Genomic DNA, 16,534 nt, shown 5'->3' on the forward strand with positions numbered 1-16,534 from the left:
GGGCGGGCCTTTCGGGCTCGTCGCTACCCGCCCTTGTCCAGACAAATGCGGTCCCCGCGCCGGGCAACGTTATAGCCTCGCTCTGCCACCTCGCGGCTTTGCGCGCTGTCCGGATCGCGGATCGGATTCGTGTGGTTGTAATGGATGAAATGCACCTTGGCGCGCTCGCTTGGCGGAAGCTCCTGCAAGCGGTCCATCGTTTCTGTGACGCGCGGATGCGGGATTTCTCTCATGTCCCGCCCCGGCAGTTCATCGTCGTCCCAAAAGGTCGCGTCGATGAAGACCAACCCATCCGGCCCGACCTTGCGCACCCAGGTTTCGAGCGAGAAGCCCGGGTTTCGCGCCTCCATCTCATCCCAGCTGTCAATGTCCGGCAGGTATAGGATCGACCAACGTTCGGGATCGGCGAAAACCCAACCGACCGTCTCCGAATATTCGTCGCGATGCGGCACCGGAATGGCGCTGGCGGCGATATTGCCGCCGATAAGCTGCGGCTCTGACGGCCGCCATGCTTCGTTCGCCAACGGAGGGTAACGATAAGAGGAATGCGCCACCTCTTTGATGGCGATATTCCCCAGCTCGACCAGCTGGCTCCACGGCCCGTTTGTGCGCAGGAACTGGGCCATGCGCGGCATCGCATAGACGGGGACCCCGCTCGCCCCCGCAGCCTCGCGCCCGAAATACGCAAGGCCGAGATAATGCCCGATATGCGCATGCGTGAGAAACACGCCGTCCAGGCCCAACCCATCCGCGGGCGGCTCGATCCTGTCCAGCATGGCAAGCTGCTCGGTGATCGCGGGGCTGGCATCCAAAAGATATCGTTTGCCGTTCGCCCGATCGATCAGGGCGAGCGCGGATGGCAGCAGGTGCGGGCCGGTGTCATCGGCATTGCCGATCTGCGGCGCGCCCGCATCCTGCCCTGCCCCGAGCACGACGAGCTCGACCTTGCAGACCTCCGGCTCCCCATCGGCGGCATAGGTAACGGCAGGGGCCGAACACAAGGCACCGCCCGCCAGCAGGGCGGCAAGGCCGCGCATCATTCGATCACGCGCCCGCGCACCATGACAAAGTCCACATCCTCCAGCACCGTCACATCGGCCAGCGGATTGCCGTCAACCGCGATCAGGTCTGCCGAAAAGCCCGGCGCGATGCGTCCGATGGTGTCACCCATCCCCAGAACGTCAGCCGCCACCGTGGTCGCGCTGGCCAGCGCTTCACGCGGGCTCATCCCCTGCGCCACCATGAGCGCGAATTCCTCGCCATTGCGGCCATGCGGGAACACACCCGCATCGGTGCCGAAAGCAACCCGCACGCCGAATTGCCGGGCGCGCGAGACCAGCGACGCCATCAACGGCTGCACCGCGCGGATCTTGGCCTCCACCACCGGGGTGTAGGTACCGGTGTCGAGCCCTTCGGATACGCCCTTCAACGCCATCAGTGTCGGGACCAGCGTGGTGCCGTTTTCGCGCATCACCCGCGCCGCCTGCTCGTCAAGATAGGTGCCGTGTTCGATCGTGTGCACACCGGCGCGCGCCGCTGCCTCGATCCCGCGAGCGCCATGGGCGTGCGCCGCGACCTTGAGGCCGAGCGTTTCCGCCGTTTCGACGATGGCGCGCATTTCCTCATCGCTGAAATGCGCTTCGAGCCCGCGCCCCTGTTGGCTCAAGACGCCTCCGGTCGCGGTGATCTTGATAAGGTCGGCCCCGTATTGCGAGGCAAGCCGCACCTTGGCTGCGCATTCGACCGCGCCGGTGCAGGTGAAGCCGGAATCGAGGACGTCGTTCACATGTTCGATAAAGCCGTTCACGTCGCCATGCCCGCCGATGATGGCGATGGTGCGCGCGCTGGTGACGATGCGCGGACCTGCCACCATCCCTTCGGCTGTCGCGCGCCGCAGCATCTGCGTGACCTGATCGGTGCGGCTGCCCAGATCGCGCACGGTGGTGAACCCGGCAAGCGCGGTGATGCGCGCGTTCTTGGCGGCGATCAGCGTGAAGTATTCGGGCGGAGTTGTCGCCGCACGCCAGAATTCGCCCGAGGGATCACCCGAAAGGTGCGTGTGCAGGTCGATCAGGCCGGGCAGCACGGTCTTGTCCGAAAGGTCGATCACCTTCGACCCTTCAACCGCATAGACTTCGAGATCGGGGCTGTCAGAGGGCAGGATGTCGCGGATCGTTCCGTCGATCACGACGATCGCCATAGGGCCGCTTGGCTGGCTGTCGGCGTCCATGATGACGCTGCCCGCTTCGACGATCAGCGTATCGGCTGCGGCAGGCGAAGCGATGCACGCGGCCAGCGCAGCAATCGCGCCCATGGTTTTGGCAAGCAGTTTCATTGGTTTCTCTCCCCTGTCAGGCCCCAAGGTGACAGTGATGCCCCGCTTGAGGTGCGCTGGCAAGACCGGGCCTTCGGCAATTCGTGGGGCACGCGCAATTCGCTTGACGATTGCGCGGGCGCTTGGTCTTTGCGGTGTCTTGTCATTTGCCACAGGGACGCACCCATGATTCCGTTTTTGAAGATCCGCCTTGTTCTGGGTGCCTTTGCCCTGTCGCCGCTGGCGCTTGTCGCCTTGCCGGTTCCGGCTGCCGCGCAGCAGAGCGATGCCGCCTATCAGGATCTGTTCAACGCCATCGACGAAGGGGTCGATCACGAAGTTGCGCTCGATTCCACCATGAAGGTCGTACGGCGCGAATATGCGGCAATTCCCGTGATCGCTCAGGTCGACCAGATGAGCCCCGGCCTGATCGATGAGATCGTCAAGGAAATGCGCCCGATTTTCCGCGATTATCAGGCGCGTGTGCGCGACAAGTATCGCCCGCAAATGGTCGGCCTGTTCGCGCGCAACCTGACCACTTCCGAAGCGCAGGACATCGCGGCATTCTATCGGTCGGAGCTTGGCCGCCGCATCCTTGGCGGGGTGTCGCGCAATTACAGCCCCGATGCGACGCTGGAAAATGTGCAGGAGCTGGACGGCCAGAGCGAAGACGAAGTGCGCGACAATGTCGCCAGTGATATCGGCAATGCCACTCAGGCGACGATTTCGGAACTGTCGCAGGACGATCTTGTCGCGATGGGCAGGCTGGCGATGGAAAAGCCCGCGCTGCTGAAGCTGGGCCAGATCAACCCGCAAATGATCGCCCTGCGCGCGCAGATGGAGCAGGAACAGCCCACCCCTGACGAGGCCGCCCAGATCGAAGCGGTGATCCAGGCGGTGTTCAAGCGCAGGCTTGGGGAATAACCCGCGCTCAAGCAGCGAAGCGGTAGCGCAGACTAGAACGTGTAGCCCACGCCGATCCCGCCGATGAACTGGCTGGCGCTGCCGCGAACCGATGTGAACGGAGTGTCCGCCGCATCGCCGACCAGCCGTGAATAGCCCGCGACGCCATAAAGGTTGAACCCGCCGTTCAAGAGATTGCCGTCGAGGTCCAGCGTGAAGATCGCCAGCGTGCCGAGCGAATTCAGCCCGCCATCAGCGGTGAACTGCGGCAGGCCGGTCGCCGCTGCATCGGCAGGGGTGACGGTGTAGTAATAGTCGGCAAAATCATCGTCGACGAAGCTGGCATTGAACCCCAGCTGCAGCGCGGCTCCGCGCCCCAGAGGGGTGAAGTAATTCACCCCCGGTTCGATCAGCATTCCCTCATGCGCACCCAGAATGTCCCAGCGCAGCTGCGTCGATACTCCCAGACGATCCCCCCGCGTGAAAACGCCCGGAAAGGTCACGCCGCCATTCAATCCGACCTCGATCGCGGTGTCGAGTTCGCTCGCCAATTCCACCACCGGGTCCTTGATCCGGTTGGCGCGGTCATTGCGAAAGCGGAATGACGGCCCGAGCGAGAACGAGGTTTTCGCAGGGCCCATGGCGGGCTTTTGTGACAGCAGATCGAGGTTGAAGCCGGGGCCGTTGGGGCTGATCCCCACACCGCCCACGCGCCCGACGATCAGCGGCAGCGGGAAAGCAACGTAATCGTCGGAACCCGAATAGCTTGGGACCAGACCTGCACCGATACCGATGGTCGCCCAAGTCTCGTCGAACACCGGCTTGAACGGAGGTGCACCGGCCCCTTGAGGTGAAGCATCCTGCACGACGGCGGCGGGAGCGCCCTCTTCTTCAGCGCCCATCTCCTGGGCGGTTTCCGCATGGGCATGCCCCGCCAAAGTCATGGCAAGAAAGGCAAGAATCGATGGCAAGGGGCGGGGTTCGGGCATTTCAGGGAGAACTCCGTGGGAGAGAGAGGGGGCGAATGGTCAATGTGCACTGCCCCCATAGGTTCCGGTTCTGCCGGGTGGATGGCGATGCGCGTTGCCCCTGCGCGCGCTGTCCCCTAGGGCCAATACAGATGAGCGACTCACAACTCGACGTGGCGATTGTTGGCGGCGGCCTTGCGGGCGGGCTGATTGCTCTTGCGCTGCACCGCGCGCGTCCGGAATTCCGCATTGCCGTGGTCGAGGCGGGCAAGGTGATCGGCGGCAATCACCGCTGGAGCTGGTTTGACAGCGACCTGTCCGAAGAAGGCCGCGCGTTGCTCGCCGAATTCCGCCAGACCGGCTGGGACGCGGGCTATGATGTCGAATTCCCCAAATATCGGCGCACGCTGGGCACCTCATACTGTTCGATGGCGTCGCATGATTTTCACGAAGGGCTGATGCGCGCCCTGCCCGACAACGCGGTGATGCTGGGGCGCAAGGCCGCAAGCCTTGATGCGCGCGGGGTCGATCTGGACGACGGAACCCGGCTGGACGCACGGGCGGTGATAGATTGCCGCAGCTTCCAGCCAAGCAGGCATCTGCGCGGCGGGTGGCAGGTGTTCCTTGGCCGGCACATGCGTCTGCCCGAACCGCACGGGCTGGAACGCCCTGTCATCATGGATGCAACCGTCGATCAACTCGCGCCCAGCGGCAATGGTGGGGCCTATCGCTTCGTCTATGTCCTGCCGCTGGCATCGCATGACGTCTTCGTCGAAGACACCTACTACGCCGACAGCTTCAAGCTTGACCGGGCTGCGCTGTCGGCGCGGATCGACCAATACGCTCGCGAAAACGGCTGGCCCGATCACGCCATCGTCGGCAATGAAGCAGGTGTGCTGCCGGTGCTGACCGGGGGTAATTTCTCGGCCTATCAGGAAGAGGTCCGCATCTCCGGTGTGGCGATCGCGGGCGCGCGCGGCGGGTTCACCCATCCGCTCACCAGCTACACCATGTGCGTCGCGGTGGAAAATGCCTTGCTGATCGCACGCGAAGCCGATCTGACGGGGCCGCAACTGGCCGCGCTGATGGAAACCCGTGCCCGCCACCACTGGCGCAAGACCGGCTATTATCGCCTGCTGGGCCGTTTCCTGTTCTTCGCCGCGGAACCACACAAGCGCGTGAAGGTTTTCCAAAGGTTCTACAGATTGCGCGAAGGTCTGGTTGAAAGGTTCTACGCCGCGCGATCCAGCCCTTTGGACAAGGCCCGCGTCCTGTGGGGAGAACCGCCCGTATCTATTCCGGCTGCGATCCTCGCGATGTTCAACCGCGGACCGCCGCTCAAAGCCAATGCGCCCATCGATTTGCAAACGGAGAATGAGGCATGACCGCCGATCCCACGCTTGACCTTGCCCCGAAAGTTCCGACGGACCGCGGGATCGACCCCGTGATGGCAGAGAAATACGCCGGCAAAAGCGCCTGCGTCATCGGCGCGGGGTTTGGCGGCATGGCGCTGGCGATCCGCCTGCAATCGCACGGCATCGCGACCACCGTGGTCGAAGCGCGCGACAAACCCGGCGGCCGCGCCTATTTTTGGGAAAAGGACGGCTTCACTTTCGACGCCGGCCCCACCGTCATCACCGATCCGCCTTGCCTTGAGGAGCTGTGGGCGCTGACCGGGCACGACATCGCCGAAGATGTCGAGCTGATGAAGGTCATGCCGTTCTATCGCCTCAACTGGCCCGACGGCACCAATTTCGATTACTCGAACGACGAAGCGCAGCTGAACGCGGAAATCGCCAAGCTCAATCCCGATGACGTGGTCGGCTACCAGCGCTTCCTCGAATATTCGGCACGGGTTTATGAGGAAGGCTATCTGAAGCTGGGGACCGTCCCGTTCCTTGATTTCAAATCGATGCTGAAAGCCGCCCCTGCCCTGATCAAGGAACAGGCGTGGCGCAGCGTCTATTCGATGGTGTCGAGCTATGTCCAAAGCGAGAAGCTGCGCGAGGCGTTGAGCTTCCACACGCTGCTGGTCGGCGGCAATCCGATGAACACCTCGTCGATCTACGCGCTGATCCACAAGCTGGAAAAGGACGGCGGCGTCTGGTGGGCGCGCGGCGGCACCAATCGCCTGATCGCCGGGATGGTGCGCCATTTCGAGCGGATCGGCGGCACGATGCGCGTCGGCGATCCGGTGGTGCAGGTGCACACCATGGGCACCCGCGCGACCGAGGTGGAAACGAAATCGGGCTGGAAGCAGGCGTTTGACGCGGTCGCATCCAACGGCGACATCATGCACACCTACAAGGATCTGCTGTCGAATTCGCAGCGCGGGCAGAAGATGGCGAAGAGTCTGAAGCGCAAGAGCTTTTCCCCGTCGCTGTTCGTCGTGCACTTCGGGCTGGAGGGCACCTGGCCGGGGATCGCGCATCACATGATCCTGTTCGCCAACCGCTACAAGGGACTGCTCGACGACATCTACAAGAACGGCGTCATCCCTCAGGATTTCGCGATCTATCTGCACCACCCCACCGTCACCGACCCGTCAATGGCACCTCCGGGCAAAAGCACCTTCTACGCGCTGGTGCCGGTCGCCCATATGGGCAAGATGCCGGTCGACTGGGACGAAGCCGGGCCGAAGCTGGAAAAGATGATCCTCGACGAAATCGGGCGGCGGCTGATCCCCGACATCCACGATCGGATCGTCACCAAGTTCAGCTACGCGCCCAAGGATTTCGCCCAAGACCTCTCCGCCCACATGGGCAGCGCCTTCAGTCTCGAACCGGTGCTGTGGCAAAGCGCATATCTGCGCGGCCACAACCGCGACGACGTGATCGAGAATTTCTATCTCGTCGGCGCGGGCACCCATCCGGGCGCGGGCATCCCCGGCGTGGTCGGCAGCGCCAAGGCAACGGCGGGTATTGTGCTGGAGGATTTGGCGGCTAAGGCGACCGCATGAATGCACGAACCGGTACGATGAAACGCATCGCCGTCTATTGCGGCTCCGCCACGCCCGAAGACCCGCGCTATGTCGAGCTTGCCTATGACGTGGGCCGCGAGCTGGCCACGCGCGGGATCGGCGTCGTTTATGGCGGCGGCAGGCTGGGACTGATGGGCGCGGTGGCGCGCGGGGCCAAGGAAGCCGGCGGCGAAGTCATCGGCATCATTCCCGATGCGTTGATCAAGTCCGAAGTCGCCAATTACGACTGTGACGAACTGGTCGCCGTGTCCGGCATGCACGAACGCAAGCAGAAGTTCACCGATCTGTCGGACGGGTTCATCACCCTTCCCGGCGGGGTCGGGACCATGGACGAGCTATGGGAAGCGATGAGCTGGTCGCAGCTGGGCTATCATTCCGATCCCGTGGGCGTGCTCAACGCTTTCGGCTTTTACGATCACCTGCTCGCCTTCAACCGCAAGATGGCCGAAGTCGGCTTTGTCCGCCCGGCGCACCAGAACATATTGATCGCGGCGGACAACCTGCCCGATCTGCTGGAGCAGATGGAAGCCTATGAACCGCACACTCCGATCTTCCGGATGAAGGCAGAGGACCTGTAAGGCTTCGCACCATGGCGGTAGATGCGGAAACACGGGCGGCGCTGGTAAACCACGCGCATCAGGCGATCAAATACGGATCGCAGAGCTTTTCCGCCGCCTCGCAACTGTTCGACAGCGAAACGCGTGAGCGCGCTTGGCTGCTGTATGCCTGGTGCCGCCGCTGCGACGATATTGCCGACAATCAGGAACTGGGCGGTGTTCTGGGCGACCAGTCCGATCTCGACGCGCGGCTGGCGTTGATCCGCAAGCTGACAGCCAAAGCCTTTGCCGGGGAGCCGACCGGCGATCCCGCTTTCGACGCGTTGGGCGTGGTGGCATCCGAATGCGGCCTTACCCCGGCGATGGCGGAGGATGTGATCGCGGGCTTCCAGCTTGACGCCGAAGATTGGCGCCCCCGCACCGAAGCGGACATGATGCGCTATTGCTATCACGTCGCGGGGGCCGTCGGAGTGATGATGGCGGTGGTGATGGGGGTCGATCCAGAGGATCAGGACACGCTCGACCGCGCGAACGATCTGGGCCTTGCGTTCCAGCTGTCCAACATCGCGCGCGACATCGTGGAGGATGACGCGGCGGGGCGGTGTTACCTGCCGATGGAATGGCTGGTCGAACAGGATATCGAGCCCGGCCAGCATACCAAGCCGCACCACCGCAAGGAGCTGGCTGAAATGGCCGCGCGATTGGTGGCGCTGGTGGAAAAGCACGAAGCCGCCGCACGGGTCGGGGCCGAACGCCTGCCGTTCCGCAGCCGCTGGGCGGTGCTGTCCGCCGCGCGGATCTATGGCGCGATCGGGCGCAAGGTTCGCGCTCGCGGCACCGAAGCATGGAACAGCCGCACCTATGTCCCGCGCTGGGAAAAGGCGCTGTATGGCGCGCGGGCCTTCCTTTCGGCGATCATCAACCGCGAAAAACACCCCGACGGGCCGATCACATGGGGGATCAAGGATTTCCGCCCCTCCTGACTGCGCTCGACAGGCGCACGGCGTGTGGCTAATCCACGGGCCATGAGAGGACTCCTGAAATCCGCCGTCGCGCTGCTCGGCCTTGCCGCCGCGCCCGTGTTCGCCAATTCTCCCACCAGCGACCAGATCGCGGTGATGGACGGCGTCGAAGCCTTTTTCGAGGCTCTGCGCAGCGACGACAAGACTGCGCTCGCGAACACCTTGCTGCCCGAAGGCATGATATTCGTGCACAGCCGGATGAACCCCGAGGCCCCACGCATAGACGTGGTGCCGGCCGCCGATCACCTCGCGCGCTGGGCCACGCAGACGCGCAAAGTCGACGAATTCATGCATATCGAAACGGTGCTGGTCGATGGCGACATGGCGCAGGTGTGGGGGCCGTATTACTTCACCGTCGAGGAAAAGCTGAGCCATTGCGGCATCAATTCACTCAGCATGATCAAGACCGATGACGGCTGGAAAGTCGCCAACACCAGCTTCACAATGGAGCCGCCTGCCGCTTGCGACGCGATTGTCGCACAGGTGAACGCGCATTGGGAAATCGAACAATGATTGCCAAGCTGCTGATCGCCAATCGCGGCGAGATCGCCTGCCGCATCATGCGCACCGCGCGCACCATGGGGATCGCGACGGTCGCGGTCTATTCCGATGCCGATGCCAAGGCGCTGCATGTGCGCTCGGCTGACGAGGCAGTGCATATCGGCCCTTCGCCTGCGGCTGAGTCCTATCTGGTCGGCGCGAAGATCATTGCGGCGGCCAAGCAGACGGGAGCGGATGCGGTGCATCCGGGCTACGGGTTCCTGTCGGAGAACGCCGACTTCGCGCAGGCCGTGATTGATGCAGGGCTGATCTGGGTCGGGCCGAATCCCGAAAGCATCCGCGCGATGGGCCTCAAGGACGCCGCCAAGCAGTTGATGCGCTCCGCCGGCGTGCCGGTGACGCCGGGCTATGACGGGTCGGACCAATCGGTCGAGCGGCTCACCAAGGAGGCCGAGGCCATCGGTTATCCCGTGCTGATCAAGGCGGTCGCAGGTGGCGGCGGCAAGGGGATGCGCAAGGTCGATGCCCCCGCCGACTTCGCCGCCGCGCTGGAGAGCTGCCGCCGCGAGGCCAAGGCGAGCTTCGGCAATGACGAGGTGCTGCTCGAAAAGTGGATCACCTCCCCCCGCCATATCGAGGTGCAGGTGTTCGGCGATGCCCACGGCAACGTCGTCCACCTGTTCGAGCGCGACTGCTCGCTCCAGCGCCGCCACCAGAAGGTGATCGAGGAAGCCCCCGCACCCGGCATGGACGAAGCCACCCGCGAGGCGATCTGCGCCGCCGCCGTGCGCGCGGCCAAGGCGGTCGATTACAAGGGCGCAGGCACGATCGAATTCATCGCCGATGCGTCCGAGGGCCTGCGCGCCGACCGCATCTTCTTCATGGAGATGAACACCCGCCTTCAGGTCGAACACCCCGTGACCGAGGAGATCACCGGGGTGGATCTGGTGGAGTGGCAGCTGCGCGTAGCGAGCGGAGAACCGATCCCGCTGAAGCAGGAAGAGCTCTCGATCAACGGCCACGCCATCGAAGCGCGGCTCTATGCGGAGGACCCGGCGAAGGGGTTTTTGCCGAGCACGGGGCGCTTGGAGCACTTCGATCTGACTTACTGGGACGGTTGGGATACGCGTATCGATACGGGAGCAGAGCATGGCAGCGAGGTTTCTCCTCATTACGATCCGATGCTCGCCAAAATTATCTGTCATGAAAGCGGCCGCCGCGTTGCACTCGATCAATTAGCGGACCATCTGGCTGAGACAAAGGTCTGGCCTGTCAAAACCAACCTAGCCTTCCTGGTCAGTTTGCTTCGGGACGAGGATGTTCAGCAAGGGCATCTCGACACCGGCCTCATAGCACGTAAGCAGGAAGCACTCACCTCGATACCGGTAGTCAGCGATCGCTCGTTAAGCGATGCGCTCAATTGGTTCGTTCGAGATAGCACAAACTTCGACCGCAAGGCCGAACCCTTGCTAGGCTTCCGCATGAACAGCCCGCACAAGCGTGAATTTCGCTTGGCCGTGGACGGGGAAGTACAGCCCTTCACATATGATCCGACGCCCGAGGGCCAGTCTTTTGAACATGGCTTTCGCGAGAGCCTTGAGCCAGAGGCTCAATTCGTCAGCATCCGTGGGCATATGCTCAAGGTATCGCTCCCTCGTTACGACGGCACCGGCCACGCCTCCGCCGCCGACGGAGCGATCCTCGCCCCCATGCCGGGCAAGGTCATCGCGGTCGATGTGGCCGAGGGTGATACAGTTGCCGCGGGCCAGCGGCTGATGGTGCTCGAGGCGATGAAGATGGAACACGCGCTCACTGCGCCCTTCGACGGGACCGTCACCGGGCTGAAAGCTAGCGTTGGCGGTCAAGTGCAGGTTGAGGCGGTGCTTTGTGTGGTGGAGCCTGCTTCCGAAGCATAACTCGTCACCCCAGCGAAAGCTGGGGTCTCGGGCCGCTGGGTGCTTCATCGCCCTAGATCCCAGCTTTCGCTGGGATGACGGTTTGCTTATGGGATGGGGATGACCTGGGCCAAGGAACTCGAAGAACTGCGCCGCCGCGAAGCGCTGGCCGAGCAGATGGGTGGCGCGGACAAGGTGGCGCGGCAGCATGGGCGCGGCAAGATGGACGCGCGCGCGCGGCTTGCGGCGCTGTGCGATGAAGGCTCCTTCCGCGAGATCGGCAAGATCGCGGGCAGCGCCAAGTATGACGCCAATGGCGACCTTCAAAGCGTCACCCCGGCCCCCTTTCTTTTCGGCAGGGCGCTGATCAACGGTCGCCCGGTGGTTGCCACGGCGGACGATTTCACCATTCGCGGCGGCGCGGCGGATGCGGGCATTGCGCGCAAGATGGTGCAGGCCGAACGGATGGCGCATGAGCTGAAGCTCCCCATCATCCGCATGATCGACGGGACGGGCGGCGGCGGCAGCGTGAAAACGCTCGAACAGATCGGCGCAACTTATATCCCCGCCGTACCCGGCTGGGGCGATGTGGTGACCAATCTCGACACCGTGCCGGTGGTGGCGCTGGCGCTTGGCCCGACGGCGGGCCTCGGCGCGGCGCGCACCGTCGCCAGCCATTACTCGATCATGGTCAAGGGCCTCAGCCAGATCTTCGCCGCCGGCCCCGCCGTGGTCGATGGCCTGGGCGATGCCTACAAGGGCGATGCCGCCAGCCATGAAGAAGCCAAGGAGCGGCTCGGCGGGTCGGAAATCCACACCCGCAACGGGGTGGTCGATGACGAGGTGGCGAGCGAGGCCGAAGCCTTCGCCCGCGCGCGGCATTTCCTCAGCTTCATGCCCGAATATGTCGGGCAACCCGCCCGCCGCTCGCTCTGCACCGATCCCGCCACCCGCAAGGAAGACGCGCTGCTCTCCCTCGTCCCGCGTGATCCGAAGCAGGTCTATTCGATGCGGCGCTGCATGGAGATGGTGTTCGATCAGGGGACCGTGTTCGAGATCGGCAAGCATTGGGGCCGCGCCGCGATTACCGCCCTCGCCAGGCTCGATGGCTGGCCAGTCTGCGTCATTGCCAGCGATCCGAGCTATCTGGGCGGATCGTGGGAGGCCAAGACCAGCGAAAAGGTCGAACGCTTCGTCAAACTGGCCGACCAGTTCCGCCTGCCCATCGTGCATCTCGTCGACAACCCCGGCTTCATGATCGGGCGCGAGGCGGAGATGGCGGGGACGATCCGTTACGGCGTCAATGCAATGAACGCGATCTACCGCGCCACCGTGCCGCTCGCCTCCATCGTCCTGCGCCGCGCCTATGGCATTGCGGGCAGCGCGATGAGCAATGCGGAGGCGTACCAGTACCGCTATTGCTGGCCCTCCGGCGACTGGGGCAGCCTGCCCATCGCGGGCGGGCTGGAGGTAGCCTACAAATCCGAACTCGAAGCCTCGGACGATCCGGCGGCCTTGCTTGAGGAAATCCGCGAGCGGCTGGCCAAGGTCACATCGCCCTTCCGCAGTGCCGAACGCTTCAATGTCGAGGACATCATCGATCCGCGCGACACACGGCCCCTGCTGTGCGAATTTGCAGGACTGGCATGGCGGAGGCTGGAAGAGGGCTGATTTTGCGCACCCCATCCGGGGTGCGATTTCCTCGCTCATGCGACCTGAAGGTCGCGTCGCTGCGGGCGGCCGGTCGGCCTTTCGGTCGCTTCGCGGCCGGTGATCAGCCTCAGATATTCTTCATTCTGGTCACGCCCAGCGCCGCGTCGGGCGGGCCGAACAGCCTGCCCTTTTCGCTGAACAGCACCAGCGCAAGGCAGATCAGCCCGCTCGCCAGCAGAGCCAGCGCCAGCGGCTGCGCGGTTCCGTCATAGGCGTATCCGATCGCCCCGCCCAGCAAGGCCGCCGTCGTCATCCGGACGAAGCCGTGCGCCGAGCTGGCCGCACCGGCGATGGAGAAAAACGGGTTCATGGCGATCGCACCGAAGTTGCTGCCGATGAAGCCGAGCAGCATCATGTTGATCGCCATCAACGGCACGAAATGCCACAGCGTCTCTTTCGGGTCGAAGGCAAACCAGACCTGCAGGCTGGCGACGATGATAAAGGCGAACAGCGCCGTGTGGCTGACCCGGCGCGCGCCAAACCGTTCGACGATGCGCGAATTGGACCAGCTCGCAAACGCCATCGACCCGGCGCAAATCGCAAAGACGATGGGGAAAATATCGCCGGCGCCGAACGTCTCGGTGATCAATTGCTGCGATGAATTGATGAAGCCGAACAGTGCGCCGAACACCAGCGAACTGCCCATGACATAGCCGATGACGCGCGGATTGCTGAGCGCGTGGCCCATGTTGCGCGCGATCACGCCCGGTAGGATCGCCTGGCGGTTTTCCGGGGTCAGGCTTTCAGGCAGGCGGTAATAGACCCAACAGCCCACCAGAATGCCCTGCAGCGCCATGGCGGCAAAGATCGCGCGCCAATCCGCCACCATCAGGATCAATTCGCCGATGCTGGGGGCGATGGCCGGCACCATCAGGAAGATCACGAAGATCAGGCTCATCATCCGGGCCATCTTGTCGCCGCCCACACGGTCGCGAATGATCGCCGGGGGTAGCGCGACAATGCCCGCTCCGAAAAAGCCCTGCGCGGCACGGATGGCGATCAGTGCGTCATATGTCGGTGCCAGCGCGCTGGCGAGCGAGAGGACGATGTAGACCGCGATGGAACCAAGCAGGATCGGCCTGCGCCCGAACCGGTCAGCCAGAGCGCCGGGCACGAGCGCACCGACGCCTGCGGTCAGAAGGTAGACGCCGATCACGAATTGCCGATCGTTCCCTTCCACCGCCAGCGACACCGCAAGCTCGTCCAGCGCGGGGAGAATCGCATCGATACCAAAGGCTTGAAGTGCCATCAGCAAGGCCATCATCCAGATCAGCTCGGTTTCGCCGAGCTGTCTGGCGGGCGCGGAGACGGGGTTAGCGGCTGCCATGGTGGCCCCTTTGCCAATCGCCTCACCCGATGACCACTGTTCTTTTCGCATGTGCACAAAATGGCGGGAGCGGCGGTTGGTTCCGGCAACAGTTCCTTCGGCGCGCGCAAAGGACTATTCGGGTGGCATGGCAAAGGACATGCCTTCGGATGACATGGAAGAGGCCGCGATGGGCCTCAGGAAGATCATCCATGTCGATATGGATGCCTTCTTTGCCAGCGTCGAACAGCGCGACAATCCCGAATTGCGGGGCAAGCCGGTGGCCGTCGGCGGATCGGGCGGGCGCGGCGTCGTGGCGGCGGCAAGTTACGAGGCCCGGAAATTCGGCGTGCGTAGCGCCATGCCGTCCGTCACCGCCAAACGGCTGTGCCCGGACCTGATCTTCGTCCGCTCGCGGTTTGACGCCTACAAGGAGGTAAGCCGCCAGATCCGCCGCGTGTTCGAACACCACACGCCGCATGTCGAGCCGCTGAGCCTCGACGAAGCCTATCTCGACGTGACCGAGGATCGTCTGGGGATCGGCAGCGCCACGCGGATTGCCGAGCTGATCCGGCAGGAGATCAAGGCCAAGACGCAGCTGACGGCAAGCGCGGGGGTTTCCTACAACAAGTTCCTCGCCAAGCTCGCCTCGGATCAGAACAAGCCCGATGGCCTGTGCGTGATCCGCCCGGGCGAAGGCGCGCAATTTGTGGCGGGGCTGCCGATCCGGCGATTTCACGGCGTCGGGCCGAAAGCGGAGGAGAAGATGAAGCGGCTGGGGATCGAAACCGGCGCGGATCTGGCGACGAAGGACATCGCTTTTCTGCGTGCGAACTTCGGATCGTTTGCGGACTATCTCTATCGCGCCGCACGCGGGATCGACCTCAGGCCCGTGCGCGCCCATCGTGTGCGCAAATCGGTTGGCGGGGAACGCACCTTCAGCGAGGATATCTCCAGCGGTTCGGCCCTGCGTGAGACGCTGGAGAACATCATCGAGATCGTGTGGGAGCGGATCGAAAGTGCGGGCGCACGGGGCCGTACGGTGACGCTGAAGGTCAAGTTCACCGATTTCCAGAACATGACCCGTGCGAAATCGGTTTCACACTGGGTCGAGGACAAGGCGGATTTCGCCCGCCTCAGCCGCGAATTGCTCGAAGAGGCTTTGCCGCTGCCCATGCCGATCCGGCTGATGGGGCTGACGCTTTCAAATCTGGAGCGCGGCGATGAGGATGAACCGCCGCGCGATGATGCTCAACTGTCGCTGCTTTGATCGGCTATACCCCGCATTCTCCATGCAGAAATCCGGCGGCGGGTTACCTCCCCCAGAGGTTCGGGAAGCGAGTGCGAAGGGAAGAACCGCGCTTCCACCACTTCGCGCTGATCAGGCACCGGGCGGGTGTCGCAGACGCCAGTGAAGAGATGCGCCTTGTGCGGCGAACCCGAAAGTTCTTCTTCCAACACCTTCAGCGGCTGGAGATTGGCCAGCTCCACGCCAAGTTCTTCCGCAATCTCGCGCCGGGCGCAGTCTGCAGGATCTTCACCCGGTTTCAACCCGCCGCCCGGCAGCGCCCAGACATCAGGGCCATAGGAGTGCCGGAGCAACAGCACATCGCCGGAAATATTGGTGATCACCACGCTGACCCCGGCAATCGGGACACCGCGCCATGTGCGCCAGCGATGACGCACCCGGTGCGCAACCGGCATCAGCGCGCGGTGGAGAGCCCGCGGCAGCAGGCGTTCGATCAGGCGAAGCATGCCACCGGAATGCCACGTGCCTCTGCCGCCTTGAGCAACCGCGCGACCGGCAGATCGTGTTCGCCACGCATCGCCCCCTCGAACACTTCCTGCTTTTCGCCCGAACCGCCCAGCGTAAACAGGATTGCCTGTGTTTCGAGCAATGCGGGCAGCGTCAGTGTGATCCGGTCGAAGGGCGCGTGAGCGGGCAAAGGATCGGGTGTGAGGCGACGCATCGCCTGCGGATCGTCGATTTGCGGATCGGTGTTGGGAAACAGCGAAGCGGTGTGCCCGTCCGGCCCCATGCCCAGCCAAGTCAGGTCGAACTTCGGAGGCTCACTGTCTTCGGCAAGGGCAATGATATCAGCCCCCAACGGCTCCAGCAGGGCGCGAATCTTGCCCGTGTTCGATGCCTCGTGATCTTCGGGCACGATCCGGTCATCATTGGGCCACACCTGCAGCCCCGCCCAGTTGACGGCATCGCTTGCGATCAGCGCCTCGAGGATCGGAAACGGGGTGGAACCGCCCGGAATGGTGATGGCGCTTGCTTTCTTCAGGCACCCGGCCAGCCATTGGACGATTGCGGCCTTGTCGCCGCCGTGAATGATCGTGACGTTCTGCATACCGGCACGCATAGCAAA

The 16,534-nt window shown here is 63.7% G+C and carries 15 protein-coding genes; 9 read left to right on the forward strand and 6 right to left on the reverse strand.

Features of this window, described 5'->3' with window-relative positions:
- Positions 1-23: 23 nt before the first annotated feature.
- Positions 24-1,040: an MBL fold metallo-hydrolase gene (locus L1K66_RS15725; protein ID WP_252258738.1), complete on the reverse strand. Its 1,017-nt coding sequence runs from the start codon at positions 1,038-1,040 to the stop codon at positions 24-26.
- Positions 1,037-2,335 carry a metal-dependent hydrolase family protein gene (locus tag L1K66_RS15730; RefSeq protein ID WP_252258739.1) on the reverse strand — a complete coding sequence of 433 codons (1,299 nt, stop codon included), beginning with the start codon at positions 2,333-2,335 and terminating at the stop codon, positions 1,037-1,039. The genes L1K66_RS15725 and L1K66_RS15730 overlap by 4 nt, the downstream gene beginning before the upstream one ends.
- Before the next feature lie 165 nt (positions 2,336-2,500).
- Between L1K66_RS15730 and L1K66_RS15735 the strand changes: the two genes are divergently transcribed.
- Positions 2,501-3,238 (forward strand): DUF2059 domain-containing protein, encoded by a 738-nt coding sequence (locus L1K66_RS15735; RefSeq protein WP_252258741.1) that lies wholly within the window; start codon positions 2,501-2,503, stop codon positions 3,236-3,238.
- A gap of 32 nt (positions 3,239-3,270) precedes the next feature.
- On the opposite strand, the gene L1K66_RS15740 is transcribed toward L1K66_RS15735, so the two are convergent.
- Complete coding sequence (locus tag L1K66_RS15740; protein ID WP_252258743.1) at positions 3,271-4,206, reverse strand: MipA/OmpV family protein; 936 nt, start codon at positions 4,204-4,206, stop codon at positions 3,271-3,273.
- A 131-nt stretch (positions 4,207-4,337) separates the two neighbouring features.
- Between L1K66_RS15740 and crtY the strand changes: the two genes are divergently transcribed.
- The 7 genes from crtY to L1K66_RS15775 all read left to right on the forward strand — a co-directional run bounded on the left by crtY (position 4,338) and on the right by L1K66_RS15775 (position 12,811).
- Entirely contained in the window at positions 4,338-5,570 is a 1,233-nt protein-coding gene (crtY, locus tag L1K66_RS15745) for a lycopene beta-cyclase CrtY (RefSeq protein WP_252258745.1), read from the forward strand.
- A 62-nt stretch (positions 5,571-5,632) separates the two neighbouring features.
- Positions 5,633-7,144, forward strand: a complete 1,512-nt coding sequence (locus L1K66_RS15750; RefSeq protein ID WP_252260532.1) for a phytoene desaturase — start codon at positions 5,633-5,635, stop codon at positions 7,142-7,144.
- 17 nt (positions 7,145-7,161) lie between these two features.
- Positions 7,162-7,743 (forward strand): LOG family protein, encoded by a 582-nt coding sequence (locus tag L1K66_RS15755; protein ID WP_252260533.1) that lies wholly within the window; start codon positions 7,162-7,164, stop codon positions 7,741-7,743.
- Between the two features lie 11 nt (positions 7,744-7,754).
- Positions 7,755-8,705 (forward strand): phytoene/squalene synthase family protein, encoded by a 951-nt coding sequence (locus tag L1K66_RS15760; protein ID WP_252258747.1) that lies wholly within the window; start codon positions 7,755-7,757, stop codon positions 8,703-8,705.
- 42 nt (positions 8,706-8,747) lie between these two features.
- The gene (locus tag L1K66_RS15765) at positions 8,748-9,257 is read left to right on the forward strand and encodes a nuclear transport factor 2 family protein (RefSeq protein WP_252258749.1); all 510 of its coding nucleotides are present in this window, start codon (positions 8,748-8,750) and stop codon (positions 9,255-9,257) included.
- Positions 9,254-11,161 (forward strand): acetyl/propionyl/methylcrotonyl-CoA carboxylase subunit alpha, encoded by a 1,908-nt coding sequence (locus L1K66_RS15770; RefSeq protein ID WP_252258750.1) that lies wholly within the window; start codon positions 9,254-9,256, stop codon positions 11,159-11,161. The genes L1K66_RS15765 and L1K66_RS15770 overlap by 4 nt, the downstream gene beginning before the upstream one ends.
- Before the next feature lie 99 nt (positions 11,162-11,260).
- A complete protein-coding gene (locus L1K66_RS15775) occupies positions 11,261-12,811 on the forward strand; it encodes an acyl-CoA carboxylase subunit beta (protein WP_252258751.1) in 1,551 nt (516 codons plus the stop codon).
- 109 nt (positions 12,812-12,920) lie between these two features.
- On the opposite strand, the gene L1K66_RS15780 is transcribed toward L1K66_RS15775, so the two are convergent.
- Entirely contained in the window at positions 12,921-14,180 is a 1,260-nt protein-coding gene (locus tag L1K66_RS15780) for a multidrug effflux MFS transporter (protein ID WP_252258753.1), read from the reverse strand.
- A 127-nt stretch (positions 14,181-14,307) separates the two neighbouring features.
- On the opposite strand from L1K66_RS15780, the gene dinB reads away from it, so the two are divergent.
- On the forward strand, positions 14,308-15,429 hold the full coding sequence (dinB, locus tag L1K66_RS15785) for a DNA polymerase IV (protein WP_252258755.1): 1,122 nt from the start codon (positions 14,308-14,310) through the stop codon (positions 15,427-15,429).
- Here the strand turns inward: dinB and L1K66_RS15790 are convergent.
- Both L1K66_RS15790 and L1K66_RS15795 read right to left on the reverse strand, forming a co-directional pair.
- Entirely contained in the window at positions 15,411-15,914 is a 504-nt protein-coding gene (locus tag L1K66_RS15790; protein WP_252258756.1) for an NUDIX hydrolase, read from the reverse strand. The two genes, dinB and L1K66_RS15790, sit on opposite strands and share 19 nt — an antisense overlap.
- Entirely contained in the window at positions 15,902-16,516 is a 615-nt protein-coding gene (locus tag L1K66_RS15795) for a 6-phosphogluconolactonase (protein WP_252258758.1), read from the reverse strand. Before L1K66_RS15795 ends, L1K66_RS15790 begins: the two co-directional genes overlap by 13 nt.
- Positions 16,517-16,534: the final 18 nt, after the last annotated feature.

This window comes from Erythrobacter aurantius, from assembly GCF_023823125.1.
GTDB classification, from domain to species: Bacteria; Pseudomonadota; Alphaproteobacteria; order Sphingomonadales; family Sphingomonadaceae; genus Erythrobacter; species Erythrobacter aurantius.

Excerpts from the sequence above, each read along its gene's own strand:
- L1K66_RS15770 (WP_252258750.1), top strand. The coding sequence starts at position 9,254 with ATGATTGCCAAGCTGCTGATCGCCAATCGCGGCGAGATCGCCTGCCGC.
- L1K66_RS15780 (WP_252258753.1), bottom strand. The coding sequence starts at position 14,180 with ATGGCAGCCGCTAACCCCGTCTCCGCGCCCGCCAGACAGCTCGGCGAA.
- L1K66_RS15730 (WP_252258739.1), bottom strand. The coding sequence starts at position 2,335 with ATGAAACTGCTTGCCAAAACCATGGGCGCGATTGCTGCGCTGGCCGCG.
- dinB (WP_252258755.1), top strand. The coding sequence starts at position 14,308 with ATGGCAAAGGACATGCCTTCGGATGACATGGAAGAGGCCGCGATGGGC.
- L1K66_RS15790 (WP_252258756.1), bottom strand. The coding sequence starts at position 15,914 with ATGCTTCGCCTGATCGAACGCCTGCTGCCGCGGGCTCTCCACCGCGCG.
- L1K66_RS15735 (WP_252258741.1), top strand. The coding sequence starts at position 2,501 with ATGATTCCGTTTTTGAAGATCCGCCTTGTTCTGGGTGCCTTTGCCCTG.
- L1K66_RS15750 (WP_252260532.1), top strand. The coding sequence starts at position 5,633 with ATGGCAGAGAAATACGCCGGCAAAAGCGCCTGCGTCATCGGCGCGGGG.
- L1K66_RS15775 (WP_252258751.1), top strand. The coding sequence starts at position 11,261 with ATGACCTGGGCCAAGGAACTCGAAGAACTGCGCCGCCGCGAAGCGCTG.
- L1K66_RS15760 (WP_252258747.1), top strand. The coding sequence starts at position 7,755 with ATGGCGGTAGATGCGGAAACACGGGCGGCGCTGGTAAACCACGCGCAT.
- L1K66_RS15725 (WP_252258738.1), bottom strand. The coding sequence starts at position 1,040 with ATGATGCGCGGCCTTGCCGCCCTGCTGGCGGGCGGTGCCTTGTGTTCG.
- L1K66_RS15765 (WP_252258749.1), top strand. The coding sequence starts at position 8,748 with ATGAGAGGACTCCTGAAATCCGCCGTCGCGCTGCTCGGCCTTGCCGCC.
- L1K66_RS15740 (WP_252258743.1), bottom strand. The coding sequence starts at position 4,206 with ATGCCCGAACCCCGCCCCTTGCCATCGATTCTTGCCTTTCTTGCCATG.
- L1K66_RS15755 (WP_252260533.1), top strand. The coding sequence starts at position 7,162 with ATGAAACGCATCGCCGTCTATTGCGGCTCCGCCACGCCCGAAGACCCG.
- L1K66_RS15795 (WP_252258758.1), bottom strand. The coding sequence starts at position 16,516 with ATGCAGAACGTCACGATCATTCACGGCGGCGACAAGGCCGCAATCGTC.
- crtY (WP_252258745.1), top strand. The coding sequence starts at position 4,338 with ATGAGCGACTCACAACTCGACGTGGCGATTGTTGGCGGCGGCCTTGCG.